This window comes from Paenibacillus artemisiicola, assembly GCF_017652985.1.
GTDB lineage: Bacteria > Bacillota > Bacilli > Paenibacillales > Paenibacillaceae > Paenibacillus_Z > Paenibacillus_Z artemisiicola.
In genome coordinates this window covers 68231-93297 of record NZ_JAGGDJ010000003.1, presented here as the reverse complement: position 1 = coordinate 93297, position 25067 = coordinate 68231, and the positions used below count along the sequence as shown (strand labels likewise).

The following is a 25067-nucleotide window of genomic DNA, read 5'->3' as shown; positions in this document are numbered from 1 at the left end:
CGCGCATCGCCCAAATTCTGCGTATGCCGTATTCCAATCCGCGGGTAATATGGTATAGTGAAAGAAGATGAGCCTAATCAGGCAAAAGGAGCCGGCGGCAACCGACTCCTCGCGCGACTCACCGCTTTAAGGGCGGAAGGCTCAGGAAGATATGGGAATTAGAGTAGACCGCATACCTTTGCGAGAGGGCGGTCTATTTTTTTTTGAGATAAGAGAGCAGCGCGAGAATAAACATGCCGAACGTAATCATCAGCGTTATCGCGTCTTTGGTCTCCATGGCATCACCTCCCCTCGGGGAGACTAGCCGACCGCCCTTGCTAGCCACTCATCGCTCCTTCATTATATACGAACGTAAGTTCGCATGTCTATGGTTATTTTGGGACATGTTTACAGAGACTTCGCAATTAATTGTGATATTTCATCTATAGCTGTAAATGTTTCAAAATGAATCTCGTTCATCATTTGAGGCAGCAAGAGATTACGTGCGGCGTAGTGAATCCGCTGCACGTAAAGAGAACGAAAGAGCTCGACGACAATTCACCGACGAAGAATGACGTAAAAGACGCGCGCGTCATTGCCCAATTGGTCAAAGACGGACGGTACGCCGTACCCAGCCTGCCGCAGAGCGTTTACGCCGAACTGCGAGAGACGACGAAGATTCGCGACCATCTGTCGACCGACCTGCGGGTGGTGCAAAGCATATGAGACAGGTAGCGAAGCGCGGCGCTGGTCTGAGCCGAATTCAAAGTCTTAAAGAGGCAGCACGCCGCTCTATAAGCATTGAACATGGCAAGGGACTGGCCAAGATGGAACTGCAGCTGCTGCTTACGCAGTACGAATTTCTTCAGGGACAGTTCACCGAGTTGCATGCCAAAATGGACGAACTGCTGGAGCAGATTCCCAGCAGCAAGCAGCTGTTAGCTATGAAAGGGACTGGCCGCGATACGGCTGTTGGATTTCTCGCTGAAGTCGGCGACATTCAGCAATACCGGCATCCGAGGCAGATCAGCAAGCTGGCTGGCTTGAACCTGCGCGAGAATACGTCCGGCAAACCTATCTGACCTCCACCTCATGGACAGGTTGAATGAAGGAATGTGGGAGCGAAGACTCTGTGAGACATGGGAGGGTTCACCGCCATGAGACCTTGTGGAGATCCAAAGGTGCGACTATATCTTTCCTAAGGAGCCACTTTTTACAGCAAGTAGTTTAAGGGGGGGGGGATCTTTGCGCTTTCTCCGCCCCCAGGAATTTCTTCATCTTGATAACCGTCCCAACTGGTCGTGGGAAATGTGTTCTTGAAAACACCGTATTCGTGAGATAGCGTGAGCAATTCGGAGAAAAGCGATTGTTCAAAGAGGGAGGTTAGTTTAGGGTAGGGAATATTAATTATTTTAGCGATGGGGAACTTTTTAATTAGATATGACGTTACAGAGTCGTGCCCAATTTTTTTCCAATATGAAGGGAGAGATTATGAAAAAGATACTGGCTTCATCGCTTATTGCTACAGCAGTACTGGTTGTGAGTGGCTCTGCTTTTGCTCTTGCGAATAATTCAAATACGGGAATCATGATCAGCAAACAGGAGTATGAAAGAATGTCTAAGATAATTATTGGAGTGAACAAAGGACAGCTACCAGTCTCTGCACTTAAAGCTGCTGAACCGCTTCTTCAAAAAAGACCTGACCTTGTATCCCGACAAACTCTTGAAAAATATAAAGCCATTCAATAATGGTGACATTTTTTTCGGTATCGCGATTTCTTCGTTCAAGACATCTTGGAGCAGTCTGCCGTCGGCAGATACTCCATTTTTTCGTTACGCTAACGGGCAGAATAACGTAAACTTCTCACGTTGTGAAACCTAACTGTGTCGCCGTGCATCTAACTTACGTCTAGGAGGAAGGAGGGAGACGCAGTGGATGTAACCAAGGAAGTAAAACGAGCACAAAAGGGTAGTAGGCAAGCCTTTGAGCGCCTGATTCAAGCGAATAAAGTCGTAATGTACCAAGTGGCGAAAACAATCCTAAAAAGGGATGCGGATTGCGAGGACGCCATCCAAGAAGCAATTATCAGGTCATTCGAGAAGATCCAGACGCTGCGCGAAGCGACCTATTTCAAAACGTGGCTACTGCGTATTCTGATCAACGAATGCAACCAGAATTTCCCGAAGATGACGTTAGACCGTACAATAAAAGTTCTCACTGATGTCATTGAAGAGAATAGAACCGAACTCTTTCATGTCATAACGGTTAACCCAGAGATCACCATGGCTTGTCAGTAAGACGCATCATTACGCTCAATATTTGATGAAGCAGGTCTAATTACAGCTGACGGTATTGGAATTGTAATGGTATCTCGGCTAAGAGGTGGAAATCTACCTGAGAGGGTTACTGGATATGACACGTTATTAAGGTTACTGAATTCTGGGAACCAATAGAAGTGGTCTTTTTATTTTTTGGGTGCAGATCCACTAACAAATGAAAAAGTGTGTGAGGTTATAGGCGAAAAGTATCCTGCCCTTTCAATAGTAGGTAGACACCATGGTTTCTTTAAACAAAATGAAGAAGAATGCGATTGTCGAAGAAATTGGAATCTTGAAGCCTGATATTCTAGTGGTTGCCCTAGGAGCACCTTATGCAGAAAGATGGATTCATAAGAATAAATCAAAATTAAATGCAAAGAGAAAGTCAGATCATTTCCAACGGCTTAAATATGAAAAATTGAGACGAGTAATGTAATGTAACTTACTGCTAACCATTTCGTGTTTGTATTAAACTAAGCTGAAGCTGAGATTTAAGTAAAAGATTTGTTGAGCGATCGGCTTAAATTGACAGTTAATGCGTAAGAAAGGGAGTGAACAATGAATCAATTCAGATATTGCGGAAAAAGCTTGAAGAGCAAAGTATCAAAAAATGAATAAGAATTTGTATGATATTTCATCATAATCATTTGATGCAAATAGACACATTCAGATACATGATGATTGGAACATCACAAGGAGGAGAAATCATGGGTAAATTTGACGGTAAAGTAGCAGTCGTAACAGGTGGTACAAGCGGCATCGGTCTTCAAGCAGCCAAGCAACTCGCACAAGAGGGCGCTCATGTCTATATCATGGGACGCAGACAAGCGGAGCTTGATGAAGCAGTAAAACAAATCGGTAACAATGTAACTGGCGTACAAGGAGACATTTCCAAGTTCGAGGATTTAGATAAGCTCTATGCGACGGTAAAGAGGCAAAGCGGGCATTTGGATATTCTCTTCGCGAATGCTGGGGTTGGACATTTGCAGCCATTGGGTGAAATTACAGAAGAGATGTATGAAAAAACGTTTGCTGTTAATGTGAAAGGTACGATTTTCACTGTTCAAAAAGCTCTTCCATTGTTTCCGGATAACGTTGGATCCATCATTCTGACGGGGTCTCGGGCGAATTCTGCTGCATTCAGCGTCTACGGAGCATCTAAGGCAGCGATTCGGCAGTTGGCTCGCAACTGGATCCTTGACCTCAAAGGAACTGGCATTCGTGTAAATGTACTAAGTCCAGGTTTCGTTAGTACGCCTGCCTACGATTACTTATTCGGCGAGAATAAGGATGCCGTTCTTGAATATGCGAAAAACATTACGCCGCTAGGCAGATTGGGAACGGTTGAAGATTTGGCCAATGCTGTCATGTACCTTGCATCAAGTGAAAGTAGTTATGTTAATGGAATTGAGCTATTCATAGACGGCGGAGTTGGTCAAGTCTAATCGCGAGATAAGAAGAAGAAACAAAAGCTTACCGTCACGTGCAGACTCGGTGGGAACCGCGATAACAGCCCGGCAAAGGCGGTGTCGGATGACAAGAACATTATCTCATTAAAGGCCGCGATAATCGCGGCTTTTTGTATTTATGGGATCAAGGTCTTGTCAAAAGCAGATGACAAGAACTTGATTCCATTTCCAAAATTGACAAGAACTTAACCTCATGACGAAAGGCTGGGAATCGTATATTGAAGCAGTCCGCAGGTGAAATAATAAGAACCTGTGTAATTACGAAACATTGTTGACGTTACGAAGGGGACATACCTATAATGACGTTATTCAGTTTATAATAAAGACGTTTACTTTATGAAATCTGTTATTAACCTGTGATGTCGTTTGAACAAATGATCCACTGACAGCAAGTTTGACTATTCTAAGAACAACGTGTGTTCTGGTAGGTATAGAGGGGTTTTTATAATGAAAGAAAACTTTTGGCGCGATTTACCACGACCTTTTTTTGTACTAGCACCCATGGAAGATGTGACAGATGTTGTTTTTCGCCACGTGGTAAGTGAGGCAGGCAGACCGGATGTGTATTTTACGGAGTTTGCGAATACGGAGAGTTATTGTCACCCAGAGGGGAACAAAAGTGTACGTGGGCGCTTGACTTTTACCTCAGATGAACAGCCCGTTGTAGCACATATCTGGGGAGATAAGCCGGAATTTTTCCGTGAAATGAGCATCGGCATGGCGAAAGAAGGATTCAAAGGCATCGATATTAATATGGGTTGTCCAGTGGCGAATGTAGCAGAGAATGGAAAAGGCAGCGGCCTCATCTGCCGTCCTGAAATCGCAGCGGATATCATCCAAGCCGCCAAAGCCGGGGGACTACCTGTCAGTGTGAAAACGAGGCTCGGTTTTAGTGACCTAGACGAATGGCGTGACTGGTTAACCCATATTTTGAAACAAGACATTGTTAATCTGTCCATTCATCTTCGAACAAGAGAAGAAATGAGCAAAGTAAAAGCTCATTGGGAACTGATTCCGGAGATTAAGAAGCTTCGTGATGAGGTGGCCCCAGATACACTTCTGACCATTAACGGGGATATCCCTGACCGTCAGACCGGCCAGCAGCTTGCAGAGCAATACGGTGTCGACGGTATTATGATTGGACGCGGTATTTTTCAAAATCCATATGCATTTGAGATAGAGCCGAAGGAGCACAGCAGTGCGGAATTGCTTGATCTGCTGCGACTCCATCTGGATCTGCATGATCAATACTCAGCAGAGGTACCGCGTTCGTTTAGTGCGCTTACCCGTTTCTTCAAAATCTATGTCCGTGGGTTTCGAGGAGCAAGTGAACTCAGAACCAGCTTGATGAACGCCAAATCAAAAAGTGAAGTGCATGTATTGCTGGATAAATTTGCAAGTGGAGCATGATGGGGCTGAGGAACATGGAAATTAGATGGGTAAGGGTCGATACCGAGTGAAAAGAACATATTGTGTTTAAATGATATTCATGAGACTAAATTATAAAAGTCGGACCATCTGACGGTGCTGACAAAGAATATACATTAGAACAACGATAAATCAACCGCCAAGGCAATGGTGCCCTGGCGGTTTTTCTTATGATGAATGTTGAATACAACAATATAAAGTGGGATTCGGGTGGTTTTAAGCTACTTGCGGGGCTTCCGAACCTGGTCTGTCAGAGCTGTGAAGCTTAGAAAAGCCATTTGAATAACGATATTGACCGACAACGTTACATAAACAGAACTGACAGGTTTGTCGCAGGAATGAAAACCACCTTTTTACAAATACTACACGTAGAAGCACTTCCTGAGGTTATCTATGACTCAACAAAAACGGTATTCACATCTGATGCATTCCTTTCCTTCAAATACCAGTATTGAATATTCACTGAATCCATGGATCCCGCTTTGTCTGCAGCTTTTCCAGGCTAAGGTAATTTGATTGTCAACAGTCCATTGATTGGCTATTCGTTAATTATCTTTGAATTACGATCAATAACCTTGAAAAGATCAACCAGGCTATTTATTGTTCCATGCTTGGACATTTTAAAGGTGCAAGGCATGTAATTCCTTGTTCCGGATCCGGCCAACCCTGCTTTGCCGCCGTCTTTTAAGGAAGAAAATTTAGGCAAACGGATATTTTTTAAATGAGCAATATTTATAGATCTGCTATTGTATGGAGGACCTCCAATGAAACGATATAGGAAATGGTTGCTCAAGCCAGCGGATCAGTATAGAACAGAGGAGCTTCAATTGGGTGAAGAGGAGCGCAACCTAACATCGGAAATCGATCGCAATGAGAAATTGCTCAAGGACATCTTCCGCAACTGTTCCGATATCGTATTTCGAAAAATTCGAGTTGCAGGGCACCTTCAATGGCTTGTCGTATTTATCAAAAGTTTAGTGGATGAAAAAATGATCGACGAACATGTCATTAAATCATTGGTAAAAAATGACAATACTCGAGACGAGCAATTCGAGGAAGTCGAAATTCTGGATGATCAAATGGTCTCTGCTGCAAACACAAATACAACCGGAAGCATATCCGAAATTGTTCGGTTGGTGTTAATGGGTTATGCCGTGGTTCTTACCGCCGGGGATAGCAATGCTTTGACGGTTACGGTTTCAGGGCTGGATAAACGAACCCCGGAAGAACCTACCTCCGAACCCGTCATTCGCGGTCCGCGGGAAGGATTTATTGAGCATATCTCCACCAATATTGGCTTGATCCGACGCAGAATTAAAACACCCCGACTCAAGACGGAGTCTTTTACGATTGGCGAAATCTCACAGACCCAAGTCGTCGTTGCGTATATCGAAGGCATCGCTTCGGATGCTGTCGTTGAAGAGGTTCGAAAGCGGGTATCCCGGATTCGAATCGATGGGGTGCTCGAATCCAATTATATCGAGGAGTTTATTGAGGACTATCCGTATTCGCCTTTTCCTCAAGTCCACAGTACGGAGCGGCCGGATGTCGTGTCAGCAGAACTGCTCGAAGGCAAAGTATCCATACTTGTTGATACGTCCCCCTTTGTGCTTATTGTTCCGATGACATTTTGGACGGGAATGCAGGCGAGTGAAGATTATTACATTCGCTGGCCTATCGCAACGTTTGTCCGCTGGATTCGTTTTATGTTCGCTACGATTGCGGTACTAGCTCCTCCCTTGTATGTCGCGGTAACAACCTTTCATCAAGAAATGATCCCCACCAGTCTCGTCTTGAGTATCGCGACTGCCCGGGAACCGGTACCTTTTCCGGCCCTGGTCGAAGCCCTATTGATGGAAATTACATTCGAGGCACTGCGTGAAGCGGGGATCCGTCTGCCCATGCAAATCGGCCAAGCAATCAGCATCGTCGGGGCGCTCGTTATCGGCCAAGCCGCTGTACAGGCGGGCATTATATCGGCTCCGGTGGTCATCATCGTGTCCATTACCGGCATTGCGGCATTTACGATTCCAAGATACAGTTTTGCAAACGGAATCCGGCTGCTCCGCTTTCCATTACTACTTTTGGCTGGTACGCTGGGGCTGTACGGGATTGCGATCGGGATTCTGGGGATCTTAGCGCACGTCGCATCCCTGCGCTCATTTGGCGTCCCTTATTTCAGTCCGGTAGCTCCGCTAACGCTTAGAGAGCTCAAGGATGTATTCATCCGCACACCGTTTTGGGCGAAAACAAGGCGTCCCCAAAGTATCGCAGCCAACGACTCGATTCGCCGGCCTCCGGGTCAGAAACCAAGTCCGAATCGAGGGGAATAACATCCCTTGATACGGGCGTATCTTATCCGTCAGTAGGTAGAAAGGAAAGGAATGCACAAGCATGAAACCACTCATATGTATCGGCTTACTTATCCTGATAGTGATAATCAGCGGCTGCTGGGACCGTAAAGAAATTAACGACCTTGCATTTGTTTCGGGTTCGGCGATCGACTTAACAAATGAGGGGAAGATATTGGGGACGCTTCAAATTCCAGTCCCCGGGTCCGGTCAGGGCAGCCCAAGTACGGGAGGGGGGGGCTCGCAAGAAAAGTTTTTTGTGATTACGGGTGAATCAAAGAATATAAGCGAAGGGGTCCAAGAACTTCAGAAAAAAAGCTCCCGTCAATTATTTACCGCTCATCGCAGCGTTATTTTTATCGGTGAGCCTCTGGCCAGACATGGAATTGAAGATGTACTTGACTATTTTACACACGACCCGCGAAACCGGTTAACCACCTATATGATGGTTGTAAAAGGCACGAATGCAAAGGAGATCCTGCAAACAAAGTACCCTTTTGAACTCGTTCCAATCGAAGCTGTCAAGGAAATGGAGATCTTAGGCAGCGAATCGGCGGTGACATTACGGGATTTTTTTATTGCGGCCTCGAGTGAAGGTATTTATCCCGTTATGGGCGTCATTAAGCCGGACTTTACACTGGCTGGAACGGCAATTTTTAAAAATTTTAAGCTCATTGGATATCTGAACGAAAAAGAAACATACGGTTTCCTCTGGGTCGCGGATAAAATAAAGAGGGTCAGAATTTACGCGGATTTACCTCAAGTTGGGGGAAACGTCAATGTGAGGGTTTCACGGGCGACAAGCAAGATGATTCCGCAAATAAATGGCAATAGAGTCAAGTTCAAAGTGCTTGTTCATGGGGAGGGAAGGGTTGATGAAAATAACACCTCGCTGGATCTCAATCAACCCGGGAACCTCGCGCTGGTGCGAAAGGCTGCCGAGCAATCGATCAAATCGCAAATTCAAGATTTTTTATTCCAATCCCAAAAACATTACCGGACGGATGTTGCCGGTTTCGGCCGGAAAGTTTACCGGGACCATCCGAGAAATTGGAGATTATTAAAAGATCATTGGGACAGGAGGTTTTCGGAAGCGGACGTCTCCGTATCGGTACAGATTAACCTGCGGGGGTCCGGATTGGGAAGCAGACCTTTACACATAAAAGAAAAGGAGAACAAAAAGTGATTTTACAAATTGGGGGGTACGTTGTGTTGGTGGTCGTATGGTCAGTTTTTAGCGTCCGGTCCTTCTTAAGAAAGCAGCAAACAAAAGAAGCCGTTATATACGGCAGTTTAATGGGGGTATGTGCCGTGATCGGTTCCTTGCTTCTTTCAAAGGCCCCGATTCCCAGCCCGCTTGCTCCGTATTTACTGCTGTTCAGGCCTTTTGGTGAACTTATTTTAAAGAAGTGAATGTTTTTTCTTTAAGACGTCGATGATCAGAAGTAACAATGGAATGAGAGTTTGGTTCACCAATCCCATCACGGGATATGTAAACGTAAGAAAGTCATTCAATTCCGCCGCGTTGGTGGAAACCCAAACGGATCCGATGACAGACAACAGCGTAACAGGTATCATGAACTTCCGATAATCCTGCAATTCGAAAAGATGGCTGATGTGAAGACAAAATATAAATAATAAGACGGAGGCTTTTAAAAATATACCCATCATCCACATCGAAACCGCAAAGGCCTCCAAGCGTTCAAAAGAACCTTGAATACCAATATACTGAATGACGCTTAAAAATGGAAAACTCAATTTATCCGTCACCGGACCGAAAACCATAATCGTCAGTACATCAATGATAACCATGAGAATGATAACACCACCTAGCGCAATCAGCGAAATCCTGCGCGCCTTTTCAGGTTGATTTAGAAACGGGATGAGCCACCCGAAAAAAAAGAATTGGCTCATCCAGGCGGTAGGGACGATGGCTCCTTGCAATACCGGCAATAGCCCGCGCGCTAATAGAGGCTTAAGCTGTCCGGGATCCGAGTCCTTGAGCGCCAGAATAAAAAGGGGGATTAAAAAGAGAATGATAATCGGTATGAGGAACTCCGTGCATCTTCCGATCACTTCAATTCCCCCTCGAACAGTCAGACAGCAGATAACGAGAAGCGCCAAGATGATGACAAGCGAAGGACTTTCCGGCAGCAGAACCGAGCTTACAAACTCGATATGGTTGTTTACAGTCTGCGATATAAAGAGAAATAAAAAGAAGAGGTAGTATAGTCCTAAACATTTCCCCAACCATTTCCCAACAATCCTTGATCCGTATTGCGTTATCGTCAACCCCGGATAACGATTTGCAAGTGCCGTCATAATCAAAATGCAGACGACCCCCGAAATTGAAGCGGGAAACACCGATATCCAGGCATCTTGCTTCGCAAAAGATACCATCACTCCCGGGACGATCAAGATTATCGTTGCGCCTACAAAGGAAAAAAATAACAATCCAAATTGCATGCTGGAAATTTTTTCGTTCATTTGTCTCATCATCCTCATATTTGCGAAAGGTATCCCTAGCGTTTCCATGGAGGGTTTTGGATATACCGTTCCTATGCCAAAGCGGTTAACTTTAAAGAAAACTAGTCGTTTTATTCGGCGATCATATCGTTTCACTGCCCCAGCGGAAAGCGAATCTGGGGAGAGAAACCGCCGAACTAACAATAATTCTTGAATAATGATGGTTTAGTGTCAGGTGACAAGAACATTATTTCATTAAAGGCCGCGTTAATGGTATTACCCCCTCATGGTTGACAGCGAAGAAAAGCCCATTGGTACAATGGACTTAAAAGCTGCAATCGGAGGGGATTTTTTTGGCGAAAAAGGGACAACTATTTTTCCAGTACACGGCACAATTAAAAAGAAAGGCTACACATCAACCATAAACGTGTCTACAGATTGATGAAGCGTCTCGAGATTCAGTCTGTTATCCGCAAGAAAAGACGTTTCTTCAGTAAAGAAGGGCATTTTGCTGATGAGTGGACCATCCTGCAGGTGGTCATGCAACAGCTATTTGCGTTCCATCGACGGTCGTCTCCGCAGAGCAGCTTCATACAACATTACTACATATCAATGCTATCGACGCGGTGGTGGCGGGCAAGGCGGCGGCCGCACAGGGATGAGAGATAACGGGCAAGGCGCAGGAACGATCGGGTAACCGCACCAGGCGCATTCGACGAGCGGACCTCGATTCGCGTGAATGACTTTAGGCACGGAAGCAGCCGGTTTTTACGATATGGCATTAACGGGCGTCGCAGGCCCGCCTTTTTTCGAGCTTTCTGATCAATAGAAAATAAGATACTAAGGTCATCATGAGAATTGGGTTAATGAGTAACGAGTACCAGATTGTCCACCAGCCATAGCTGAAATAGCCCCACGGCCTCGGGAGCAGCGTTGCTAATTCATATCCCCCTACGCCGATGTCCCACAATAGCAAATAGAGTGCTTGGTACCTTAACGGCTTATGGAACGGGTACCAATTCAAGATCATCATGTTTATGGGCGGGAGCAGTACCGAATGCGCGAACAAGTCCACCCAATCGACGTGTTGGGTAAAATACCAATAGCCATGATATTTGACGTCGACGTACAAGTCGAAGGTATCTTGAAATGCTGCGGTGAACGACCAGATGTGCAGGATTTGATTTCCAGTTAGCCGCTTGCACAAGAGAAAGGCGGCCGCGTTAAAGAGCGCGATCGCAAGCAGAAGCCCGACCATGTCGTCCAATTCCTTTATCGTTTTACTTTGCAGTTATTGTTGCCCAAAAAACCCCCGAACAACCTGCGCTCAATGTCGCCGGAAATGGAGTGATCCGCGATACATTTCTATTCTTGCTGACGAAAGCGCGATCGCACCGTGCACTGCTCTGGATGCTTTGCGCCAGTCATCGGAAGCGCATATATGGCAGCGGTCCTGTTCACGATGGAATTCGATTATCTACTAAATTGACAAAGCGCTTTTCCATACCTATAATTATACCCATAGGGGTATATGTATGTTTTGACTTTTTGAGTACATCAAATCTGTTTTGGTATGCCCCAGAAATTGTTCAATTAGTCCCCACATTGAAGGAGGATGCTCAGTGCCAGAAATCAAAGCAGATCAAACGCTGGACTGTAGAGGCATGGCCTGTCCAATGCCGATCGTTCGTACCAAAAAGGCCATGGATTGGCTGCAGGCCGGTCAGGTAATCGAAGTGCAGGCGACGGATAAAGGATCGCTTGCGGATATTCAAGGCTGGGCCAAGAATAGCGGCCATGAGTATCTAGGGACGGTTTGTGAGGGGGATTTGCAGAAACATTACCTTCGCAAGTCGAATAACGATGAAGCTAAGGAACCGAAGAAGTTTGCGAATACCATTTCCAATGAGGAGCTGATGCAAAAGCTGGCAAACGGAGAAAAGGTGAAGGTCCTCGATGTCCGCGAGCCGGCGGAATATGCCTTTCGCCATATTCCGGGTGCGATGTCGATCCCACTGGACGAACTGGAAAGCCGCATGGAGGAACTGAACCCTTGGGAAGAGATCCATGTAATGTGCCGAACGGGTAACCGAAGCGATATGGCATGCCAGTTGCTTGCCGAGAAAGGCTTCAAGCTTGTGAAGAACGTCGTGCAAGGCATGTCCGAATGGACTGGGCCGATTGAACAAAACCAATAAACGAAGGCTGATCCTCCCAGCTGCCCCTGCCAGCCGGCCACAAGCATTTTGCCGAAGGCTTTAAGAACGCCAACATTTCGTCCATTCCGTAGCTTGTTGAGATGACGCAGATGGGCTTCAAGATCATCGCCTGAGGACGTTATCGAAGGCTTTGAAGTGGACGGGGCGGTAACATTCCTGGATTTAGCCGAAGGATGCGAATATGTCCATGACATTCTAAAACGAAGAGGAGGAATCGCATGATGAATATTACAACAGGGCAACTCAGCAGGATGACAGCCAAGGAACTCACCCGAATCGTCCTGGCTAAAGAAGCATTGTTCATTCTGGACGTACGCAACGAAAGCGACTTTAACGACTGGAGGATCGAAGGAGAAAGCATTGAGATCATCAATATCCCGTATTTTGAACTGTTGGATGGCGTCGACGCAGCACTGGAGCGGATTCCGGACGACAAAAAGGTGCTTGTCGTGTGTGCGAAAGAAGGCTCGTCCAAATTCATCGCGGAACAGCTTGTTGAGGCCGGACGGACGAACGTGCGCTACCTGGAAGGCGGCATGAAGTCGTGGAACGAGCATTTGGAGCCGGTCAAGATCGGCGACCTGATGGACGGCGGCTCGCTGTACCAATTTGTTCGCATCGGCAAAGGCTGCCTGTCCTACATGGTCGTTTCCGGCGGAGAGGCCGCCGTCATCGATACGCTTCGGATGACCGATGTACTCGAGCGGTTTGCCAACGAACAAGGAGCGGTCATCAAGCATACGCTCGATACGCACCTTCATGCCGACCATATTTCGGGCGGCCGCAAGCTGGCGGAAAAAACAGGCGCAACGTACTGGCTGCCTCCGAAGGACGCCGGTGAAGTCACTTTCTCGTACGAAAAGCTGGAAGAGGGCCGCAATATCACTGTAGGCGGGACGAAAATTGGGATTCAGCCGCTTTACTCGCCGGGTCACACACTTGGCAGTACTTCTTTCATCGTCGATGAACGGTACCTGCTAACGGGTGATATTTTGTTTATCGATTCGATCGGGCGTCCCGATCTGGCTGGCAAAGCCGAGGACTGGGTGAGCGACCTTCGCAACACGCTCTATAATCAGTACAAGGAGCTGTCCGGGGACCTGTTTGTGCTGCCGGCTCACTTCGGCAAGGTGACTGAACTGGGCGAGGGCGGACGCGTGATGGCCCGACTGTCGGACCTGTACCGCAATAACCCCGGGTTGAACATCCGGGAGGAGGAAACGTTCCGCCGGACGGTAACGGAAAATCTGCCGTCGCAGCCGAACGCCTATCAGCAAATCCGTCAGACGAATATGGGGAAAATAACGCCTAGTGAAGACGAACAGCGCGAAATGGAAATTGGACCGAACCGCTGCGCAGTGCACGATAAATAAGGGAGGAATAGACAAGATGCAAGCAAATCTGGTAGTCGATACGAAGGGGCTTGCCTGCCCAATGCCGATCGTCCGGGCTAAGAAGGCGCTTGATAAGCTGGAAGCCGGGCAAGTGATGGAAGTGCTGTCCACGGACAAAGGTTCCGTGAATGATTTTCAGGCATGGGTCAAACAAACGAAACAGGAGCTGATCAAGCACGAGGAAGAGAACGGCATCTATAAGTTTTACGTGAAGAAGGTATAAGGAATATAAAATAAGCGAACCCGCATGGCGTAATCGCTTATTTTAGCCCGCCATAGACCACCCGTACGCCGAGGGTGCGGTAGCTCTCTTCTTTATAATGACCATCCGGGCATGCTTTAGTGCAGCAGACGGCATCGGTTTCTGCAATCAGCCGCTCCGCGCACACGGGGCATGTATCGATAAACAAGCTTTTCAGCTTCCTAAGCACGCCTAATCACTCATTTCATATGAATTTACTTGGTCTTATTATACGCATCAGCAGCTTTTTCGTATACAGGTTTTTGTAGTTTCCCAAAATGGATTGGAAGGAGTAAAACGTGGATATGCTGCTGTTTCTCGTCATGGTCGTACTGGGATTGGTAGGTTCCTTCTTTTCCGGCCTGCTGGGAATCGGCGGAGCCATCATCAACTATCCGCTGTTGCTTTACGTGCCTGCGATGCTGGGCGCGGCTTATTTTTCGGCCAGCGAGGTTTCCTCCATCAGCATGTTCCAGGTCTTTTTTGCTTCACTGGCCGGCGTGATCGCTTTTCGCAAAAAGACCATAAAAGGATCCGAAGGCGTCGTACACAAAGGGCTGGTTCTGTATATGGGGAGCAGCATCCTGGCGGGCAGCCTATTCGGCGGTTTCGTCTCCGGCATGCTAAAAGGGGATATTATCAATCTCACTTATGGCATTCTTGCGGTACTGGCGGTCGTTTTGATGCTGATTCCTGCCAGAGGAAAGGGAGACCAGCCGGCAGCAGAACTGCATTTTAATAAAGGGGTCGCCATCGGATCAGCATTCGTCGTCGGTATCGTCTCAGGCATCGTGGGCGCTGGCGGTGCGTTTATCCTCATTCCCATCATGCTGACCGTACTCCGCATTCCAACACGAACGACGATTGCTTCTTCGCTGGCCATCGTCTTCATATCGGCGATTGGCGGTGTCTTCGGCAAACTCGGCGGCGGTGGCATTCCATTATGGCCCACAGTATTCACCGTGATCGGCAGCCTGACCGGGGCGCCGATTGGATCCAAGCTAAGCGCGAAAATTAACGTAAAGGTACTTCGCTATGGGCTCGTCATCCTTATCGCATTGACCGCGGTCAAAGTTTGGTCGAGCATCCTGTAAATGCATCGGGAACTTTTCACAAGAGGGTTGTTGGCGCAGTCCATTCAGGCCTTCAAATTACCTATAGGGGTATATGTATAAAATCATAAGAAAGAGGGTCCAAGCTCATAATGAAAGAGAAATCAACGATCGTCCTATTCAGCGGCGAGCTTGATAAAGCCATTGCTGCGTTCATCATCGCTAACGGTGCTGCGGCATACGACCATGAGGTCACGATCTTTTTTACCTTTTGGGGATTGAACGCGCTTAGGAAAGACGAAGCAATCAAAACTAAGAAGGGGATGCTCGAGAGGGCATTTGGCTGGATGATGCCGCGCGGACCCAAGAAGCTTGGCTTGTCCAAAATGAATTTCGGCGGCCTGGGACCGCAGATGATCAAGCATGTGATGAAAAAGCACCATGCACTTTCGCTGCCGCAGCTGATTGAGCTGGCACAAGAGCAAGGGGTTAAGCTCGTTGCATGTACCATGACGATGGATCTGCTCGGCCTGCAGCAGGAGGAGCTCATTGACGGGATTACGTATGCCGGCGTTGCCGCGTATCTAGGTGACGCATCGAACGGCAAGGTCAATCTGTTTATTTGAACATTGAAATCCCTTATTTTTTTGCTCTATACTATACCCATACCGGTATATCAATGAGGAAGGTGAGGAATTGAATATGGATTACAACTATACGGATGAACTGAAGACGCGTCTGCGCAGAATTGAAGGTCAGGTACGAGGCGTGCTTAGGCTCATGGAGGAAGGCAAGTCGTGTAAAGAAGTGGTTGCACAGCTGTCGGCTGTACGAAACGCTTCGGACAAAGCCATTGCCCAGATCGTAGCCGAGAACCTACAGCAATGCATTCAGGCCGAGCAAGCCGCAGGCAACTACGATACGGGGAAAATGGTAAAGGAAGCAGTCGAACTGCTCGTGAAGAGCCGTTAATCCTGCTGCTAAAATATTCGACTCGTCCAAGGTGAGAGACATCAAGGCATTCAACGTAGCAAAAACGTTAACTTCTCAGGTTGTGGCGACAAAACTGAAACGCCGGTGAGCAGCTCAACCTGCAGGGCGTGCGCGAACCGGAAGAGTACGCACGATGGATCGGCTGCCGTTGTCCATTGAAGTCACAATAGAAGGAAGTCTTCGTTTAATATGAACAGCCCGTTTGTACATGCCGGGCTGTTCCTTACCGTGCCCTTCGAGGAAACAACAGTTCTACTTTCGTTCCTTCACCAAGCTTCGAATCAATGCGGATGCTTCCGTCATGCGCGTTCATGATCCATTGTGCGATAGACAGACCGAGCCCTGTACCGCCTTCTGCCCGTGACCTCGCTTTATCCCCTCGGTAAAACCGCTCAAACAGATAAGGCAGATCCTCATCCGCAATGCCCTTCCCGTTATCTGTCACGCTAATGTAGACGAGCTGGCCTTCGCTCCGGGCGGTGATAACGATTCGCCCCGAAGAAGCGGTGTACTTCAGGGCATTATCCAGCAAAATAAAAAGCAGCTGGCGGATTCGCCCCTCATCTCCCCAAAGGGTCAGAGGTTCCTGCAGCTCCGCCGACAAATCAACGTCGCGAATGCTTGTTAATAGTCGGAACTGTTCCACGATTTCCCGAATCAGGGAACCAAGAGGGACCGCGGCGCGATGAATCAAGAGCTGATTGGAGTCAGAGCGGGCAAGCGTTAGTAAGTCATCCAGTAACTTGTTCATTCGTTTGCTTTCTTTCAAAATGAGGGCGATATGCGCACTTTCCTGCTCGATCGTATGGTCGGGTTGCCGCAGAAGCATCTCCGTTTGCGCGTGAATGACCGCATTCGGCGTTCGAAGCTCATGTGAGGCATCGGCGACGAAACGCTGCTGCTTATCCCACGAATTCCGGATTGGAATCAGCGCCCTTCCAGCCAAAAACCGGCCGGCTAGTATGGAAATGATGACGCCGGCGATGATGACCGAGCAGATATCCCACAATAAGGTTCGCAGCGTGCTATTCGCATCGTCCAAACTGCGGACGATCCCTATCGTGACGATCGAGCCACGATTCTGTCGCACATTCGGAAACTCGAACACTCGGAAGCCGTGCTTGCCGATCGTAACCGTCATAATCGTTTCACCCATGGGAGCGGCCTTGAACAACAACGCCGTATCCGTTGAAAACGACTGTTCCGGCAGTTGGCCGATCAGTTTGCCCTCGCCGTCCCAGAACAGATACGTGGTTGTTTCATCTTGCTCGGGATCCGGCTGATCGGAACGGAGCATGTTCGATAATTCGCGGAAGCCCGCGATGCGGTTCTGAGCCATCTTCAATACTTCATCCGTGTCATGGTAAAGCCTGTACCTCAGATGTACATATAAGAGCGAGCTCAGCATTGCAAGCACGATAAATATGACGACGGCATTAAGAATGACGAGCCTTCGCCGGACCTTACTGAACATGCGGTTCACCTTTGAAAATAAATCCGATTCCCCGCACCGTGCGCAATAGCCGGCCCGCTTCTTGCACCATGAGCTTTTTGCGCAGATGATGAACGTAAACGTCGACAGCCGAAAGCGCCGCCCCCGAATCAAAGCCCCAAATTCGGTCAGAAATTTGTTCACGCGTCAAAATTTGATTCCGATGAATCATGAAAAACTCCAGCAGCGCATATTCGGTGGCCGTCAAATGCAGCTCGGTCTCGTCGCAATATGCGCTCTTCGATGCCATGGAGAGACGGAGCGGGCCATATGTCAAATCGCCATCCAGTCCGACCGTGCCGCGTCTTCTGAGAACAGCTCTTGCACGGGCAAGCAATTCGGACACGGCAAACGGCTTGACCATATAGTCGTCCGCACCTGCATTTAGCCCGACCACCCGGTCCTTCACCGCATCTTTGGCGGTTAACAAAATGATCGGAACGCCGACTTGAGCGGCTCGTAGCTTGCGAATGATTTCAATGCCGTTCATTCCCGGGAGCATCACATCGAGCACGATTAGATCGTGAATTGCCTGCTGCGCTAAATAGTAGCCATCATCGCCATTCTCGGCGCCGTCCGCATGGAAAGCTCCGTCCTCAAAAACGCTGCGGATTAAAGCAAGCAAGGCTGCGTCATCCTCGACGATTAACACACGCAAGGCCGGCACCTCCATTAGGTGGATTTTTACTTATTGTAGCAGAATGCCGGATTTTAAAAAAATTTAAAGGTTGCCCGTTTATACTGAGGATTGACGTACCAACGTTGAAAGAACTGGAGGAGTGGGCGTGGCCAACATGAGCAAGAAATGGGTCGTTCTCTGTTCAACGGCTATTACGGCGGTTTATGCCGCGGGCTTTTTCACTACGGAATCTCAAGCGTCCATAGAGCCGCTACCGCAGACGCAAGTCCAACTTGACACCAGCCAGTCTAATCGGATGTATAATGACGGTGTCTTTACGGGGATGGGCAGCAATCGCCGAGGTTCGATACAGGTGAAAGTCACAATTAAGGAAGATCGGATCACGGATGTTGAAATCAGCGATTTCGAGATGCACTATGCCGAAAGCGATGTCGTTGATTTACCAAACGAAGTGGTGCAGACCCAAAACCCGCAAGTGGATAATGTTTCCGGCGCTACGTATAGCACGGCTGCTTTCGAGGATGCGGTACAGGATGCCCTAGCGCAAGCGATGAACGCATGAAGACGATGCACAAAGCCAAACTGATGATGGGTACCGTTGTCGATATGAAAATCGTCTATAACGAGCTGACAAGCAGGGAGGAGATGGAGCTTGCCATTGACCGTGCTTTTGAGGTATTTCGCAGCGTCGAGCAGGCGTGCAGCCGGTTTTCCGCCGACAGCGAGTTAATGAAGGCTTGCTTACAGCGCGAAATGCCGGTCCGAATCAGCCCGCTTTTGTATGAACCTCTTCATGCAGCTCTGGAGATGGCTCGGATGACGAAGGGAAGGTTCGACCCGACGATCGGGAGCATCATGGAAGCATACGGCTTTAACCGTCATTATTTAACGGGCGGGGTTATCGAGAGCCGGGCGGCGGAGCACGTGTCCTATCAGGATGTCATTCTGGATGAGCAGGAACGGACCCTTCGTTTGCTTAAACCGATGGTCCTCGATTTAGGCGCTTCTGCCAAGGGTTTTGCTGTCGACCTGGCGTCTCATGAACTGAATAAGCTGGACGGCGCGGCTGGTTTTGTTATTAATGCAGGCGGCGATCTATACGCCAAAGGCGTCAACGACCAAGAGTTACCGTGGAAAGTCGGCATTCGGCACCCGATCCATCAGGATCATTTCATTGCCGCGATCGATATGAGTCAGGGGGCGGTATGTACATCCGGGAGCTACGAACGCAAAAGTCCCAGTACGGCCGGCATCCACCATTTGATCGCCCCCGCTTCAAAGCAATCGCCAAACGATTGGATCAGCTGCAGCGTGATCGCACCTTACGCGATGATGGCTGACTTGTACTCGACCGCCGCATTTGTCCTAGGTGCCGAAGAGGGTCGACGGTTCATTGAAGATGCCGAATTAGATGGATTGCTGGTCACTCCGGGACTGCAGGTTGTCCGGATTGGAGGAGGCATACAATGACAGCGGGTCAATGGATAAAAACGCCGAAGAGCTATGTAATCATGGCCATAATTGTCAATTTACTAATGGCCTCCGTTTTGTCGCAAGATATAAAGGGAGTCGCGAATAGCCTGCTTGGCGTAATCGTGTCACTGGCATTGGACGTCGTCTGCTGCTTGCTCGAAAAGCGAAAACGAATGATGCCGGATGGCGCCGTCATTACCGGGCTCATTATCGCCTTGATTTTAGGTACGCACACCGCACCGCTGATCGTCGTGGCAACGGCAGTGTTCGCCATTTCGTCCAAGCACATGCTCGTCTACAAGAAAAAACCTGTACTGAACCCAGCGGCGTTCGGATTGCTTCTAGCTGTGATGGTGTTTCATTCCGAACAATGCTGGTGGGGAGCATTCGGTGATCTACCCGCATGGGACTGCTTCTTCTAATCGGCGGTTACCTGATTACGAATAGAGTGCGGAAGTATCCGCAGATTTTCGCCTTCTTCGGCACATACTTCTTGCTGCAGCTGTTGTTGGGATACCTTCAGCTAGGGGATACCGCGGATGCATTGCGTCCACCGATTATAAATGCAACATTGTTTTTCGGTTTCTTCATGTTGACGGATCCCCCGACTTCGCCGGCCAAGACTAGGGATCAAATCTGGTTCGGAATAATTGCAGCGGCAACCGCCGCCATCGTATATGGGCTTTATGGTGGCTTAATGTATCTCTTTATCGGGCTCATGGCCGGAAATGTGTTTCATGTGGTAAGGCAGCGATTATCCGTGAACCGGCCCAATTCGTCCTCTAAACCGACGTCGAATCCAATATCCGCTTCTCCGAGGTGATTGCCATGAGCAAAAGCAAAAAAGTATGGATTCCGGCGTTCATCGCTCTCATCGTAGCGGCCGTTCTTGTCTTATGTTACTACATTTACGCCCCATCCAAGGGAGAACTTCATCCACGTTTCCCGAAAGGCGGAGACGGGACGGTGTCTCCGGGGGGACTACGGCCAGATAGAGGCGAAGATTCTGCAGTAAGCGGTTATTTTTCCACTTTCGGTACGATCGCTTTATTTGCGGGTGCAGCGAGCTTCTCGTGGCTTTGGTTTAAGAAAAAGCGTAAGTCTGCGTCGAGGCTCGTCCGTCAAGCCGGAAAGCTGTTGTATTCGCTGCATAATCTGCTTGGCTGGACAACGTTCATCCTGATCGTCGTCCATGGAAGCTATTTCGTAGTCACGAAAATATACGATGAGCATGTATATACGGGTCTTGCCGGGTTTGCCATTTTACTCGCCTTGACCGGTTACGGCTATTTCATCACTAAGATCCGGAACAAATGGATGCGGTCCGTGCACCGTACACTCGGCTTGTTATGGCTCCCCGTGCTCTGGCTGCATGCCGGAGGCTCGGCGGTTCTTGCCTCTGCGGCAACGCTCGCGGTCGGAGGCATCGTTTATCTGCTGGAAAAGCCGGCGAATCGAACAAAGCAAACCGTTCAAGATAACTCAAATCAAAGTTAAGACTGTAGGGAGCGAATCGTATGAGCCATTCAGATCATTCCATTCATCGTGAACATCATTTCACCGCATCTGACGCCGTTCGGGACATCGTAATCGGAATGTCGGATGGACTGACGGTTCCGTTTGCGCTCGCCGCCGGTCTCTCGAGCTCCGTCCCTGGTACGAACATCGTCGTCATCGCCGGTCTTGCTGAGATTGCAGCCGGTTCGATCGCCATGGGACTCGGCGGCTATTTGGCCGCGAGGACAGAACGGGAGCATTATTTCAACGAATTGGAGAGAGAAAAGAAGGAGATCATTGAGGTTCCGGAACGCGAAAGGGAGGAAGTCGCTGAAGTGTTACGGGGGTGGGGGCTTCAGGAAACTAACGTTAGGCTGGCGGTAAAGGAAATTAGCGCAGATTCCGATCGGTGGGTTGATTTCATGATGAAGCTCGAACTTGGGCTTGAAAAGCCCGAGCCTAAAAGAGCCCGAAACAGCTCCTTAACCATTGGTATATCCTATATTGTGGGTGGGCTCATTCCGTTAATTCCCTATATGATCATCCATCGTGCCGTTACGGCCTTGCTGGTTTCCGTCGTCTCAACCTTAATTGCTTTGTTCATTTTCGGTTATGTCAAAGGTAATTTCACGGGTTCAAAGCCGCTCAAAAGCGCTGTTCAAACCGCGCTTGTCGGCGGCATTGCAGCGGGAATCGCATATTTGGTCGCTAAGATAATTACGTAATCACACTAATTATTGCAGCTTTGCATCTATGTGCGAGATTGTCACGTTTTATTTCTTACAAGTTTATATCCGTCCAATAACAAACAACTCCAAAATGTATATGGGCAGAAACCCAACATTTTGGAGTTTTCCTGCTGTAGGCTATGCCGTTGCACGCATTCGACAATCGCCCGCTTTTTGATCGCTATTATTTTCTCAGGTTCATGGACGCGTCTCCTGAACAGTTCCAAACGGATGATGAGGCGGCGCATAAATGACATAAACCTTAAGAGGAACCTTACCTATATTGGTGACATTGTGCCATTTTCCAGCCGGTACAACAATTGCATAGTCATCATAGGCCATAGCTTGAAAATCTAAATGATCTTTGGAATCGCCCATTTGAACTAGCCCTTGACCTTGTTCAATCCTTATAAACTGGTCAGTTGTAGGATGCATTTCCAGACCTATGTCTTCACCTACGTTAATAGTCATTAAAGTGATTTGAAAAAATTGCCCTGTCCATAAAGCAGTACGGTAATTGTTGTTTTGCTTGGCAGCAAGGTTAATATTCACAACCAATGGCCTTGTTCCATAATCATGTAATGGTAAACTTCCATATTGTTGGAAGGTTCGTTGGGTGCCGTAGTCGTACGAAGGACAATGGTGTTCGATTGGTTTTTGCCATTGATGCAAGTGAGGATACATACTCAAGCTCCCTTCAGTTTAGATTACAGAAGACCTTTTATCCTATGCAACTGCCTAGTTCTTGGTAACATGAGCTCAGGACATAACTTATTATCGTCGTGGCTGATAATGGATAATTTTTCTGTAAAGGGGGACTTTAAATTCATGGATATAGTTGTACTGTGGAAACGGGAAGGAGTCATTTGCAATGATGGATCATCTGGTGATATTGCTCCGAAGCATCTCCGCCTTTTTAATTTTGCTTATTATCACGAGAATTCTAGGCAAACAAACATCATCGAACATGAATTTTCATGAGTTTGTCACAGCTGTGATATTAGGCGCAATAGCAGCTAATTTTGCATTCAACGAAAAAATAAATATCTCGCACCTTCTTATATCTTTTACCGTGTTTACGGTTACTTCATTTATCTTATCGAAAGTAATTCTTAGAAGCAGGAAATTACGAATGTGGGCTGAAGGTAACGGATTCTGAACAGTTTCCAATCGAACTTATAATAGACGTACAAATGCTGCACGAAAATTTCATTTCCAACCATATCTCTCAGGACTGGTTCATGAATGTGCTTAAATCACACAAGGTTACCGTGGAAGATGTGTTCTATGCGGTCAGGGGAAGACACGGTCAGTTGTACTTGGATTATTATAAAGATGAAATTAAGCATCCCATTGATGTTGAGTGATCCATTTGTCCTGCTGAGGGTCACCTAATCGCACGCCGTTACTGTGAATAATGTATCGGGAGCGACATACTGAATGACTGCGTTTGAAGAATGCCGTGCAAGACTTACATCAAGTTTGCCCTTTTTGCTCAAGATAGTGATAGCCAGCATCGTTACGACGGATTCGGAGAACGTACAAATTCGTTTGTTTGTAACATAATGTCTTCGACGACGTCTTTCACTGGCCCTCCAGTTCCTCTAGAGATATTCTGTCGATTAGATTATATCCGTTACCCAATCCGTTTGGCTTCACTACAACGGTTCCTAGGTTCGGAATTTGACCTAATCCAACCCCCGGCGGAAAGCTGTGAGAAATAATAATTTGATTGCTGCCTTGGGGCGGCTGTTTTTCCAATACCGTCAAGAGTTTATTTAATATATTTGATTGTTCTCTGGGACTCAAGCTACCACTGCTCAGCCTATATATATCATATCCATTCGGGTCTACTTGTACATTCTCTCCTCCAAATGCCAATGCTGCTGTTTCAATCGTCCTGCAAAAAGGACTGGCTTCTACCGGCAAGGAGATGGGTATACGTAATCTCCGTATTGAATCCCCGTAGGCGATTGCTTGGCGTCTTCCTTCGTCGGAAAGATTTCTTTGAGTCATACAATCCTGAAAATTCAGGTTTGGTTGATCATGTCCTAAAGTTGCTTCTCCGTGCCTTGTATAGAGTATATAACCCCCTCTACGCAGGTCATCTAATAGTGATCTTTGGGCTACTACGAATGGATTGCGATATTGATTTACTGCCATAGCTTTATATCGGTGAGCCAAATCCATATTCATAAACTGATGTTCAGCATATTCATTACATAAAATCGGATAGGCAGCTGATGCCAATTTCAACCTACTGAATAGCTCTGCCTGATTAAAGTGATAACGTTCCATTTTTTCCGAATTCCAAACCATTCCATTGATTATTATATGAGTCAAGGTGAACTCTCCTCAAAGTGTGGCATTACACTAAACAACCTTCATACTGAATCAACACATTTTATTCGATTTCTAACTGAATGTGCGCATATTACGATTGAACAAGTCGGTTGGATTCAAGGTTGAAGGTTATTGGAACTGTAACGGCCGCAACAGCGATTCAAGAGTCAGCAATTGAGCGATACGGTCTTTTCAACAAGACACGCACTTTAAATATGTGATCGATAACTTGAACCGCAATAATGTGATAACGGCCGACGTTAGTATTGTTTCAATTAAACAGTTAAGTTGAGGATCAATTGGAATGAGTCCTATCACAAGTAACGGCAAGTATTTGAATGACGAGAGGCTGAATTTAGCCAGGTGGTTATTGATCGTAAAAGAGCAGCGCCAATTTGGTTTTTTGGACTTCTGGTGCTAATAATTACTTCCTTTACAGACGATCTTGGTGCAGAAATTGGGATGTGGGTTTATCCTATAAAACTACTACCATACTCTAATTTCTTTTCCTTTTGATTTGTCTTTAGTTCCTGTTGCACAAATGTTGATTTATCAATATTGCAAAACATGGAAGACCTTCCTGTTAGCATTATTGATACAAGCGGGTATTTTTGCAGCTGTTGGAGAGCCATTTTCAATACGCAATTAATAATATTAACTGTGGGCAGCGAGTGCCTGCTTGTGGCTGCGGCGGATAATGACAATGAAGCGATGATGCAATGCGAGAAGTCGGTACGTTCGAGCCGTGATGCTTGTACGATCGCAAATGACCGCAGCATGGGAAATTTAGTCAGCCTCGATACCGAACGGCTGCCAGACCAGGGCAGCCGTTTTTTTTTGCTGGCTTGATTACGCTCGGAATAAAAATGGAGCTTCAACCGGTCTGGTCCGAAAATCGTAGAAAAGTTCATTTTCTCCTTGTCGTGCTGACACTAAAATACAAGTTGACCATGCATCCGCGCTGCGTCTGGACACCTGGCTTT

Annotated in this window: 30 protein-coding genes and 3 pseudogenes; 24 read left to right on the top strand and 9 right to left on the bottom strand. The window is 47.4% G+C overall.

Annotation, left to right across the window (positions count from 1 at the left end):
• Positions 1-193: 193 nt before the first annotated feature.
• Positions 194-277: a putative holin-like toxin gene (locus I8J29_RS33665; RefSeq protein ID WP_256253072.1), complete on the bottom strand. Its 84-nt coding sequence runs from the start codon at positions 275-277 to the stop codon at positions 194-196.
• Positions 278-447: 170 nt separating this feature from the next.
• Here I8J29_RS33665 and I8J29_RS34710 point away from each other — a divergent pair.
• The 10 genes and pseudogenes from I8J29_RS34710 to I8J29_RS06235 all read left to right on the top strand — a co-directional run.
• Positions 448-1052: pseudogene (locus tag I8J29_RS34710) on the top strand (IS110 family transposase); the annotation flags it as partial.
• A 418-nt stretch (positions 1053-1470) separates the two neighbouring features.
• Positions 1471-1728 carry a hypothetical protein gene (locus I8J29_RS06270; RefSeq protein ID WP_208846826.1) on the top strand — a complete coding sequence of 86 codons (258 nt, stop codon included), beginning with the start codon at positions 1471-1473 and terminating at the stop codon, positions 1726-1728.
• 183 nt (positions 1729-1911) lie between these two features.
• On the top strand, positions 1912-2277 hold the full coding sequence (locus tag I8J29_RS33660; protein WP_338113073.1) for a sigma factor: 366 nt from the start codon (positions 1912-1914) through the stop codon (positions 2275-2277).
• Between the two features lie 66 nt (positions 2278-2343).
• Positions 2344-2601: pseudogene (locus I8J29_RS33655) on the top strand (WecB/TagA/CpsF family glycosyltransferase).
• Entirely contained in the window at positions 2537-2734 is a 198-nt protein-coding gene (locus I8J29_RS33650; protein WP_240545956.1) for a WecB/TagA/CpsF family glycosyltransferase, read from the top strand. Before I8J29_RS33655 ends, I8J29_RS33650 begins: the two are co-directional and overlap by 65 nt.
• A 271-nt stretch (positions 2735-3005) precedes the next feature.
• On the top strand, positions 3006-3743 hold the full coding sequence (locus I8J29_RS06255; protein WP_208846825.1) for an SDR family NAD(P)-dependent oxidoreductase: 738 nt from the start codon (positions 3006-3008) through the stop codon (positions 3741-3743).
• Positions 3744-4214: 471 nt separating this feature from the next.
• Positions 4215-5177: a tRNA dihydrouridine synthase gene (locus I8J29_RS06250; RefSeq protein WP_208846824.1), complete on the top strand. Its 963-nt coding sequence runs from the start codon at positions 4215-4217 to the stop codon at positions 5175-5177.
• Positions 5178-5959: 782 nt separating this feature from the next.
• Entirely contained in the window at positions 5960-7528 is a 1569-nt protein-coding gene (locus tag I8J29_RS06245; protein WP_208846823.1) for a spore germination protein, read from the top strand.
• A gap of 61 nt (positions 7529-7589) precedes the next feature.
• Positions 7590-8732, top strand: coding sequence for a Ger(x)C family spore germination protein (locus I8J29_RS06240; protein WP_208846822.1), 1143 nt, complete (start codon positions 7590-7592; stop codon positions 8730-8732).
• Positions 8729-8959 (top strand): hypothetical protein, encoded by a 231-nt coding sequence (locus tag I8J29_RS06235; RefSeq protein WP_208846821.1) that lies wholly within the window; start codon positions 8729-8731, stop codon positions 8957-8959. Before I8J29_RS06240 ends, I8J29_RS06235 begins: the two co-directional genes overlap by 4 nt.
• On the opposite strand, the gene I8J29_RS06230 is transcribed toward I8J29_RS06235, so the two are convergent.
• The gene (locus I8J29_RS06230; protein ID WP_208846820.1) at positions 8948-10033 is read right to left on the bottom strand and encodes a GerAB/ArcD/ProY family transporter; all 1086 of its coding nucleotides are present in this window, start codon (positions 10031-10033) and stop codon (positions 8948-8950) included. The two genes, I8J29_RS06235 and I8J29_RS06230, sit on opposite strands and share 12 nt — an antisense overlap.
• A gap of 378 nt (positions 10034-10411) precedes the next feature.
• Here I8J29_RS06230 and I8J29_RS34590 point away from each other — a divergent pair.
• Positions 10412-10516: pseudogene (locus tag I8J29_RS34590) on the top strand (IS3 family transposase); the annotation flags it as partial.
• Between the two features lie 277 nt (positions 10517-10793).
• Here I8J29_RS34590 and I8J29_RS06225 read toward each other — a convergent pair.
• Entirely contained in the window at positions 10794-11270 is a 477-nt protein-coding gene (locus tag I8J29_RS06225) for a hypothetical protein (protein ID WP_208846819.1), read from the bottom strand.
• Positions 11271-11676: 406 nt separating this feature from the next.
• Between I8J29_RS06225 and I8J29_RS06220 the strand changes: the two genes are divergently transcribed.
• The 3 genes from I8J29_RS06220 (at position 11677) to I8J29_RS06210 (ending at position 13848) form a co-directional block, all read left to right on the top strand.
• Positions 11677-12210 carry a sulfurtransferase TusA family protein gene (locus I8J29_RS06220; RefSeq protein ID WP_208847142.1) on the top strand — a complete coding sequence of 178 codons (534 nt, stop codon included), beginning with the start codon at positions 11677-11679 and terminating at the stop codon, positions 12208-12210.
• Positions 12211-12452: 242 nt separating this feature from the next.
• Entirely contained in the window at positions 12453-13604 is a 1152-nt protein-coding gene (locus tag I8J29_RS06215; protein WP_420831103.1) for an MBL fold metallo-hydrolase, read from the top strand.
• Positions 13605-13620: 16 nt separating this feature from the next.
• A complete protein-coding gene (locus I8J29_RS06210; RefSeq protein WP_208846817.1) occupies positions 13621-13848 on the top strand; it encodes a sulfurtransferase TusA family protein in 228 nt (75 codons plus the stop codon).
• Positions 13849-13885: 37 nt separating this feature from the next.
• Here the strand turns inward: I8J29_RS06210 and I8J29_RS06205 are convergent, their stop codons facing one another.
• Entirely contained in the window at positions 13886-14035 is a 150-nt protein-coding gene (locus tag I8J29_RS06205) for a hypothetical protein (RefSeq protein ID WP_208847175.1), read from the bottom strand.
• Between the two features lie 130 nt (positions 14036-14165).
• Between I8J29_RS06205 and I8J29_RS06200 the strand changes: the two genes are divergently transcribed.
• The 3 genes from I8J29_RS06200 to I8J29_RS06190 all read left to right on the top strand — a co-directional run bounded on the left by I8J29_RS06200 (position 14166) and on the right by I8J29_RS06190 (position 15890).
• On the top strand, positions 14166-14960 hold the full coding sequence (locus I8J29_RS06200) for a sulfite exporter TauE/SafE family protein (protein ID WP_208846816.1): 795 nt from the start codon (positions 14166-14168) through the stop codon (positions 14958-14960).
• A 110-nt stretch (positions 14961-15070) separates the two neighbouring features.
• Complete coding sequence (locus I8J29_RS06195) at positions 15071-15544, top strand: DsrE/DsrF/DrsH-like family protein (protein WP_208846815.1); 474 nt, start codon at positions 15071-15073, stop codon at positions 15542-15544.
• A 76-nt stretch (positions 15545-15620) separates the two neighbouring features.
• Entirely contained in the window at positions 15621-15890 is a 270-nt protein-coding gene (locus I8J29_RS06190; protein WP_208846814.1) for a metal-sensitive transcriptional regulator, read from the top strand.
• 244 nt (positions 15891-16134) lie between these two features.
• On the opposite strand, the gene I8J29_RS06185 is transcribed toward I8J29_RS06190, so the two are convergent.
• Together I8J29_RS06185 and I8J29_RS06180 are read right to left on the bottom strand one after the other, a co-directional pair.
• Positions 16135-17250: a sensor histidine kinase gene (locus tag I8J29_RS06185; protein ID WP_208846813.1), complete on the bottom strand. Its 1116-nt coding sequence runs from the start codon at positions 17248-17250 to the stop codon at positions 16135-16137.
• A 124-nt stretch (positions 17251-17374) separates the two neighbouring features.
• On the bottom strand, positions 17375-18055 hold the full coding sequence (locus I8J29_RS06180) for a response regulator transcription factor (RefSeq protein WP_338113094.1): 681 nt from the start codon (positions 18053-18055) through the stop codon (positions 17375-17377).
• A 142-nt stretch (positions 18056-18197) separates the two neighbouring features.
• On the opposite strand from I8J29_RS06180, the gene I8J29_RS06175 reads away from it, so the two are divergent.
• The 6 genes from I8J29_RS06175 to I8J29_RS06150 are packed head-to-tail and all read left to right on the top strand — an operon-like array spanning position 18198 to position 21738.
• Positions 18198-18605 carry an FMN-binding protein gene (locus I8J29_RS06175; protein ID WP_240545955.1) on the top strand — a complete coding sequence of 136 codons (408 nt, stop codon included), beginning with the start codon at positions 18198-18200 and terminating at the stop codon, positions 18603-18605.
• A complete protein-coding gene (locus I8J29_RS06170) occupies positions 18602-19513 on the top strand; it encodes an FAD:protein FMN transferase (RefSeq protein WP_240545954.1) in 912 nt (303 codons plus the stop codon). The genes I8J29_RS06175 and I8J29_RS06170 overlap by 4 nt, the downstream gene beginning before the upstream one ends.
• Positions 19510-19938: an RnfABCDGE type electron transport complex subunit D gene (locus tag I8J29_RS06165; RefSeq protein ID WP_208846810.1), complete on the top strand. Its 429-nt coding sequence runs from the start codon at positions 19510-19512 to the stop codon at positions 19936-19938. The genes I8J29_RS06170 and I8J29_RS06165 overlap by 4 nt, the downstream gene beginning before the upstream one ends.
• Complete coding sequence (locus I8J29_RS34585; RefSeq protein ID WP_208846809.1) at positions 19920-20339, top strand: RnfABCDGE type electron transport complex subunit D; 420 nt, start codon at positions 19920-19922, stop codon at positions 20337-20339. Before I8J29_RS06165 ends, I8J29_RS34585 begins: the two co-directional genes overlap by 19 nt.
• A 5-nt stretch (positions 20340-20344) precedes the next feature.
• A complete protein-coding gene (locus I8J29_RS06155) occupies positions 20345-21013 on the top strand; it encodes a hypothetical protein (RefSeq protein ID WP_208846808.1) in 669 nt (222 codons plus the stop codon).
• Between the two features lie 20 nt (positions 21014-21033).
• Positions 21034-21738: a VIT1/CCC1 transporter family protein gene (locus I8J29_RS06150; RefSeq protein ID WP_208846807.1), complete on the top strand. Its 705-nt coding sequence runs from the start codon at positions 21034-21036 to the stop codon at positions 21736-21738.
• A gap of 201 nt (positions 21739-21939) precedes the next feature.
• Here I8J29_RS06150 and I8J29_RS06145 read toward each other — a convergent pair whose 3' ends face one another.
• Complete coding sequence (locus I8J29_RS06145) at positions 21940-22425, bottom strand: cupin domain-containing protein (RefSeq protein WP_208846806.1); 486 nt, start codon at positions 22423-22425, stop codon at positions 21940-21942.
• A gap of 187 nt (positions 22426-22612) precedes the next feature.
• On the opposite strand from I8J29_RS06145, the gene I8J29_RS34415 reads away from it, so the two are divergent.
• Complete coding sequence (locus I8J29_RS34415; RefSeq protein WP_338113071.1) at positions 22613-22900, top strand: DUF421 domain-containing protein; 288 nt, start codon at positions 22613-22615, stop codon at positions 22898-22900.
• Positions 22901-23325: 425 nt separating this feature from the next.
• On the opposite strand, the gene I8J29_RS06140 is transcribed toward I8J29_RS34415, so the two are convergent.
• Positions 23326-24084: a histidine phosphatase family protein gene (locus I8J29_RS06140; RefSeq protein WP_338113068.1), complete on the bottom strand. Its 759-nt coding sequence runs from the start codon at positions 24082-24084 to the stop codon at positions 23326-23328.
• A 470-nt stretch (positions 24085-24554) separates the two neighbouring features.
• Positions 24555-24995 carry a hypothetical protein gene (locus tag I8J29_RS06135; RefSeq protein WP_208846805.1) on the bottom strand — a complete coding sequence of 147 codons (441 nt, stop codon included), beginning with the start codon at positions 24993-24995 and terminating at the stop codon, positions 24555-24557.
• Positions 24996-25067: the final 72 nt, after the last annotated feature.

Coding starts and splice junctions, on each gene's coding strand:
- I8J29_RS33665 (WP_256253072.1), bottom strand. CDS start 277: ATGGAGACCAAAGACGCGATAACGCTGATGATTACGTTCGGCATGTTT.
- I8J29_RS06270 (WP_208846826.1), top strand. CDS start 1,471: ATGAAAAAGATACTGGCTTCATCGCTTATTGCTACAGCAGTACTGGTT.
- I8J29_RS33650 (WP_240545956.1), top strand. CDS start 2,537: ATGGTTTCTTTAAACAAAATGAAGAAGAATGCGATTGTCGAAGAAATT.
- I8J29_RS06255 (WP_208846825.1), top strand. CDS start 3,006: ATGGGTAAATTTGACGGTAAAGTAGCAGTCGTAACAGGTGGTACAAGC.
- I8J29_RS06250 (WP_208846824.1), top strand. CDS start 4,215: ATGAAAGAAAACTTTTGGCGCGATTTACCACGACCTTTTTTTGTACTA.
- I8J29_RS06245 (WP_208846823.1), top strand. CDS start 5,960: ATGAAACGATATAGGAAATGGTTGCTCAAGCCAGCGGATCAGTATAGA.
- I8J29_RS06240 (WP_208846822.1), top strand. CDS start 7,590: ATGAAACCACTCATATGTATCGGCTTACTTATCCTGATAGTGATAATC.
- I8J29_RS06230 (WP_208846820.1), bottom strand. CDS start 10,033: ATGAACGAAAAAATTTCCAGCATGCAATTTGGATTGTTATTTTTTTCC.
- I8J29_RS06225 (WP_208846819.1), bottom strand. CDS start 11,270: ATGGTCGGGCTTCTGCTTGCGATCGCGCTCTTTAACGCGGCCGCCTTT.
- I8J29_RS06220 (WP_208847142.1), top strand. CDS start 11,677: ATGGCCTGTCCAATGCCGATCGTTCGTACCAAAAAGGCCATGGATTGG.
- I8J29_RS06215 (WP_420831103.1), top strand. CDS start 12,453: ATGAATATTACAACAGGGCAACTCAGCAGGATGACAGCCAAGGAACTC.
- I8J29_RS06210 (WP_208846817.1), top strand. CDS start 13,621: ATGCAAGCAAATCTGGTAGTCGATACGAAGGGGCTTGCCTGCCCAATG.
- I8J29_RS06195 (WP_208846815.1), top strand. CDS start 15,071: ATGAAAGAGAAATCAACGATCGTCCTATTCAGCGGCGAGCTTGATAAA.
- I8J29_RS06190 (WP_208846814.1), top strand. CDS start 15,621: ATGGATTACAACTATACGGATGAACTGAAGACGCGTCTGCGCAGAATT.
- I8J29_RS06185 (WP_208846813.1), bottom strand. CDS start 17,250: ATGGCTCAGAACCGCATCGCGGGCTTCCGCGAATTATCGAACATGCTC.
- I8J29_RS06175 (WP_240545955.1), top strand. CDS start 18,198: ATGAGCAAGAAATGGGTCGTTCTCTGTTCAACGGCTATTACGGCGGTT.
- I8J29_RS06170 (WP_240545954.1), top strand. CDS start 18,602: ATGAAGACGATGCACAAAGCCAAACTGATGATGGGTACCGTTGTCGAT.
- I8J29_RS06165 (WP_208846810.1), top strand. CDS start 19,510: ATGACAGCGGGTCAATGGATAAAAACGCCGAAGAGCTATGTAATCATG.
- I8J29_RS34585 (WP_208846809.1), top strand. CDS start 19,920: ATGGGACTGCTTCTTCTAATCGGCGGTTACCTGATTACGAATAGAGTG.
- I8J29_RS06155 (WP_208846808.1), top strand. CDS start 20,345: ATGAGCAAAAGCAAAAAAGTATGGATTCCGGCGTTCATCGCTCTCATC.
- I8J29_RS06150 (WP_208846807.1), top strand. CDS start 21,034: ATGAGCCATTCAGATCATTCCATTCATCGTGAACATCATTTCACCGCA.
- I8J29_RS06145 (WP_208846806.1), bottom strand. CDS start 22,425: ATGTATCCTCACTTGCATCAATGGCAAAAACCAATCGAACACCATTGT.
- I8J29_RS34415 (WP_338113071.1), top strand. CDS start 22,613: ATGATGGATCATCTGGTGATATTGCTCCGAAGCATCTCCGCCTTTTTA.
- I8J29_RS06135 (WP_208846805.1), bottom strand. CDS start 24,995: ATGAACTTTTCTACGATTTTCGGACCAGACCGGTTGAAGCTCCATTTT.